The sequence below is a fragment of the Bacillus sp. LL01 genome (assembly GCF_001037965.1).
Map to the genome: position 1 here is coordinate 1 of NZ_LFEL01000150.1, position 4,666 is coordinate 4,666.

A 4,666-nucleotide genomic window follows, 5' to 3' on the forward strand; every position below is an offset into this window, starting at 1 on the left:
GGATGATCGGAATGAACGCCTCTCGTGCGTATACCTTACTTTTAGGTGAAAAAGGGATAAATGATGTTTTTTCAACGGGACGTGTTCAAACACCAACTTTAGCATTAATTGTAAAGAGAGAAAAAGAAATAAAAGCATTTAAATCAGAACCTTTTTGGGAAGTGAAGGCAACCTTTCAGATGGAAGAAAAAATGTATGAGGGGACTTGGCATAAAAAAGGTGAAACAAGAGTACAATCGGCTAAACAAGCACAGCAAATAGCTCAATTTTGTGAGGGGAAACCAGCAGTTGTAACGGAAATCAAGGAAGAGAAAAAACGTTACCAACCACCGTATTTATATAATTTATCAAGCTTACAAGCAACGGCAAACAAACGATATAAATTCTCTCCCAAAAAAACATTAGACGTTGCTCAAAAACTATATGTGAAAGGATATATCTCATATCCGAGAACAGACTCCAGCTTCATTACCAAAGGAGAAGCTGATACCTTTTCTACAATTTTATCTAAATTGGCTCAATTTAAAGAGTATCAAGCTTATTTTCCCTTACCGATTAAAAGCTTACAAGCAAATCGGCGTTATGTAAATGATCAAAAAGTGAGCGATCACTATGCGATTATTCCAACTGAACAAGTACCAAATGTTGAAAAGCTTACAGGTGAAGAGAGTAAAATTTATGACCTTATTGTACGATCCCTACTTGCAGCCCATGAACAAGAAGCGATCATAAGTCATAGTCATATTGAAACAACGGTAGAAGAGCGGGCAACCTTTCAATCGAAAGGAAAGCAGATGCTTCAAGAAGGATGGCGTAAGGTTATTTACAATGAGTCGAAAAATAATCAAGATGTCCTCCTTCCACCACTCTCAAATGGGGAAGAAGGAACGGTTGTGAAATCCATTGTAAAGGAAAGTATGACCCAACCACCAAAACGTTACACGGAAGGTCAACTGATTACTGTAATGAAAGCTGCTGGAAAGTCGATTGAAGATAAAGAGTTAGAGAAAGTATTAATGGAGGCTCAAGGACTTGGTACAGAGGCTACAAGAGCTGGAATTATATCGATCCTAAAAGATCGTGGTTACATGATTGTAGAGAAAAACATTGTATCCCCTACTCCTAAAGGGTGCTTATTAATAGAGGCACTTGGCTCTAGTATTCTTGCTTCTCCTGAAATGACAGCAAAGTGGGAACAACGCCTAAGCGAAATTGGAGAAGGTGATGCTTCTGCAGAGGCATTTATGGAACAAGCAAAAAAGCTATCTATTCATTTGATTGATGAAGCCGCATCTCAATCTAAGAATTGGGATTTTACTCAGTTTGATACATCTTCTGTACAAAGACGACCTTTTAAACAAAGAAGTAAAGGCACTAAAAAGGTAGTTGGGACCTGTCGCTTGTGCAAAGGGGAAATAGTTGATAGGGGAACGTTTTATGGGTGTTCAAATTACAAAGCTAAAAAATGTTCCTTTACCTTATCTAAAACGTTGTTGGGTAAAAGGATGACGGAGCAAATTATAAAATCTTTACTTGAAAAAGGGAAGACAAACTCAATCAAGGGCTTTAAAAAAGGAGAGCGATCGTTTGATGCTGTTCTGACCATAACGAATGAAGGAAAAATCAACTTTGAAAAATGATGTAGTTACAAGCAGAAAGCCCCTCCTTGAGTGGGGCTTTTTCATTGTTCTTGGACTAGTAWGATTATTTTTTTCGATTCATGAATGCATCTATCACGTCCCCAAACGGCATCTCACTTACTTTGTCGATAATCTTTTCTAATTGTGTTTGTTGGCGAAGGTTGCCTTGTAAGACAATTTCCACATTTTGTTCATTATCGACAAGTACCGCTCGAACGGTTAGGGCATTCGTAGCTAAAGCGGCAATAACTGCAATTTGTTGGGGGGATAAATTATAGGATTCTTTTTTTTGATTATTATTGTTATAACCATTCTGACCATGATTGCAATTATAGGGGCCGTTCTGTCGATTCATATTGATTACCACCCATCCTAGCCATTGTGAAGGTTAACCTAAGAGGATGACATCTTCAGTTAGTGAACCAGAACTAGTAGGGCTATCTTTACCAATACCTAAGGCAAAATAACCAAACAAAATGGCCGCCACTATAAAAAGTATTGTCCTCCGTGTTTCCTCTTGGTCGGACATAACTTCACCTCCATGCCCATGATTCTTCCTACATCTTATGAAAAGGTGGGCAACTAGGTGCATAATGACTTCCCTATCCTATGCATAGCGAAAATAAAAAAGAAATTTTCTTCTATATGCGGAATCATTTTTTCTAGTGGCAACATAGTTTAGTAATAGAGAGGGTGTGATGATGATTGGTGTTGTAAGAACGGACAAGTGGTTAAACCATTATAAAGGTGAATGGGCGAACCAACTCACTCTACAACAGAAACAACAGTGGCATCAGAAAATGCTGATCGCTCCCTTACAACCGCTATTCAATAACGCCGAGTTCTCACTGCAACGACATTTTATTCATTTAGGTCTCATTTCTCCCCAAGAGGACTGTGAAAAGGTCACGAAGCATTTAATTGAACATCATTATTGGGCGATTATTTCAGAGCATTTTCACAGTTTAAAGAAAAAATGGAAAGCTCCAGATATTCCTATATATATTTTGCCAGCTAGTTCAAAGCAAGAAACGATTAAAAAACTAGGAGGTAAGAATGGACTGACTGTAGATAATGCAATCATCCTATTTCTCGATGAAGGATTGTCAGATGCAGAATTAAAAGCAATGATCACGCATGAGTTCCACCATCGATTTAGACTTTTTATCACGAAGGAAAAAGAAGAATCGATCTCTCTATTAGAATCGATGATTATGGAAGGACTCGCGGAATTAGCTGTACAAAAGGAAGTGGGGGAAAAGTATATAGCCATTTGGACGAATATGTATAACATAAAAGAAATGATCCCATTGTTCCAGCAGTGGATAGAGCCTCATTTGTTTACCAAAGGAAGAGGGCAACATCTTCATTATTTGTATGGTGGTGGAATGGATGATGTGCCTCGATGGCTTGGTTATTGTTGTGGATATCATATTGTTCAGTCGGCACTAAGGCATTTTAAAAGAAGATCGATAGAAGAACTTACCACTATAAAGTCCGTAGATTGGCTCAAGGCATCTTGTTTTTACAACTATGTGAGGGGGCGTAAGGATGGAACAAGAAAGTTTATATGACATTGCAAAGAATGGTGGGGGTGAATATGGTTAGGATTTTCATTATGTTGGTTGGGTTTGGATTTGCTGTTGCAGGAGGTGTTAGCTTACTCGCTTATTTAAATATTTTAACTCTGGGATATGAGTTCTCTTATTATATGCATTTTATCGCAACGAGACCTGAGCTGTATTTATTTATCATAGGAGTGATAATGGTGATTGGGTCTTTGGCTATCCCTGACCGCAGAGAACGAAAAAATAAATAGTTGAGAATATGGAATCAATCTACTGAATGTGGAATAAACTACCTTAAGCTTGCCCATACTGTGGATACAAATCGTTAACAGTAAGGGGGGCTTTATATGGTTCATATTAGGGACGTATGGGTCAATTGGTTTGAAGGGGAAGAAAACGGTTATAATGTGTGTGATTTTTTTGAATGGCGAAGTGATGATCGAATTGAAGTTCTCGATCAAGCAATCTTAGTAAAAGTCAGTCAGGAATTATATGATTATATTGAAAACCAATTAACAGATCTACCTGAAGAATTACTTGAAGCTGTGCATCAACAAAGTTATTTAAGAAAGAATATGTCACGTATTCAACTTGATTACTGCTTTATTGCCACAGATGGAAAAGGGATTATTGCTGTTGACACCATGGGCTACAAAACACCGATCCGAAAAAGTCGACTTACCCCAAGACAGGATCAAATTGTTTATGAAATGCTTGAGCAAAATGAATTTGAAACATTTGAATTAATTGAACGTCATGAGCAAAAGGAATATCATATCCTTTCACCTGACCCAGATGAGATGCGTGGGCTGACTCGTAAAGAACGTCAACTCAAACAATTATTATATATGGCGCTTGATCAGCTTTATCATTCAGGCCATGATGCTGAAGTGCGTTATTGGTATACAGAATGKAACCCACGCGACTATGTTCGTATTCAAATGCTATCAAGGGATGAAGCATGGCATGAATTATATAATGAAGTTAAAGGCGGCTGGTCACCACGTCACCATCACTTGTGTGAATCAATGGTCAAAGGACAAGCCTTTTTTGAAAAGTTATGGGAACTTGAGCATGGCGAGAGTGTAAAGTAACTTAATTTATGTGCATCAAGTGAACCATTAGATTCTCACATTTACAAGAAACATCAACTCTCCTATAATAAGAAGGAAGAACGAATATATGGGAGGGGTAACGATGGACGGTTTTGCGTATTTAGTCATGCAAATTCTAACAATTGTACTTCTAGTTGGTACATTAGGTTTATCATTTTTCGTGGGTAAGATCTGGAAAAAGAATAACGGGTATTAAAATAGAAAGCGGACGAGCATATTCGTCCGCTTTTTATTATGAAAGAAAATGAAGAAGTTTATTGTAGTTTAGATCTTTTCCGAAGAAGCGATAGCGATGAAGACTTAGAGATGCCAAGGCAATATTAGAAGTTGAAAAGGATGTATT

At 37.7% G+C, this 4,666-nt stretch carries 6 protein-coding genes; 4 read left to right on the forward strand and 2 right to left on the reverse strand.

Translation table 11 applies throughout. The features are described from left to right. The coding region (locus AB685_RS26685; protein ID WP_047973623.1) for a type IA DNA topoisomerase at window positions 1-1,640 on the forward strand (1,640 nt) is incomplete at its 5' end. 64 nt (window positions 1,641-1,704) lie between these two features. On the opposite strand, the gene AB685_RS26690 is transcribed toward AB685_RS26685, so the two are convergent. Both AB685_RS26690 and AB685_RS31495 read right to left on the reverse strand, forming a co-directional pair. Beyond that, window positions 1,705-1,995 (reverse strand): hypothetical protein, encoded by a 291-nt coding sequence (locus AB685_RS26690; protein WP_047973624.1) that lies wholly within the window; start codon window positions 1,993-1,995, stop codon window positions 1,705-1,707. Between the two features lie 33 nt (window positions 1,996-2,028). Beyond that, window positions 2,029-2,169 (reverse strand): hypothetical protein, encoded by a 141-nt coding sequence (locus AB685_RS31495; protein WP_157860759.1) that lies wholly within the window; start codon window positions 2,167-2,169, stop codon window positions 2,029-2,031. A gap of 169 nt (window positions 2,170-2,338) precedes the next feature. On the opposite strand from AB685_RS31495, the gene AB685_RS26695 reads away from it, so the two are divergent. The 3 genes from AB685_RS26695 (at window position 2,339) to AB685_RS26705 (ending at window position 4,302) form a co-directional block, all read left to right on the forward strand. Further along, a complete protein-coding gene (locus AB685_RS26695) occupies window positions 2,339-3,214 on the forward strand; it encodes a DUF2268 domain-containing putative Zn-dependent protease (protein WP_082153783.1) in 876 nt (291 codons plus the stop codon). 26 nt (window positions 3,215-3,240) lie between these two features. Then, complete coding sequence (locus AB685_RS26700; RefSeq protein WP_047973627.1) at window positions 3,241-3,459, forward strand: hypothetical protein; 219 nt, start codon at window positions 3,241-3,243, stop codon at window positions 3,457-3,459. A 96-nt stretch (window positions 3,460-3,555) separates the two neighbouring features. Continuing rightward, window positions 3,556-4,302, forward strand: coding sequence for a YjbA family protein (locus tag AB685_RS26705; RefSeq protein WP_047973626.1), 747 nt, complete (start codon window positions 3,556-3,558; stop codon window positions 4,300-4,302). The last annotated feature ends 364 nt before the right edge of the window (window positions 4,303-4,666 follow it).

Bases quoted from the DNA above. Each gene is read 5' to 3' on its own strand.
- AB685_RS31495 (WP_157860759.1), bottom strand. From the start codon at position 2,169: ATGTCCGACCAAGAGGAAACACGGAGGACAATACTTTTTATAGTGGCG.
- AB685_RS26700 (WP_047973627.1), top strand. From the start codon at position 3,241: ATGGTTAGGATTTTCATTATGTTGGTTGGGTTTGGATTTGCTGTTGCA.
- AB685_RS26690 (WP_047973624.1), bottom strand. From the start codon at position 1,995: ATGAATCGACAGAACGGCCCCTATAATTGCAATCATGGTCAGAATGGT.
- AB685_RS26695 (WP_082153783.1), top strand. From the start codon at position 2,339: ATGATGATTGGTGTTGTAAGAACGGACAAGTGGTTAAACCATTATAAA.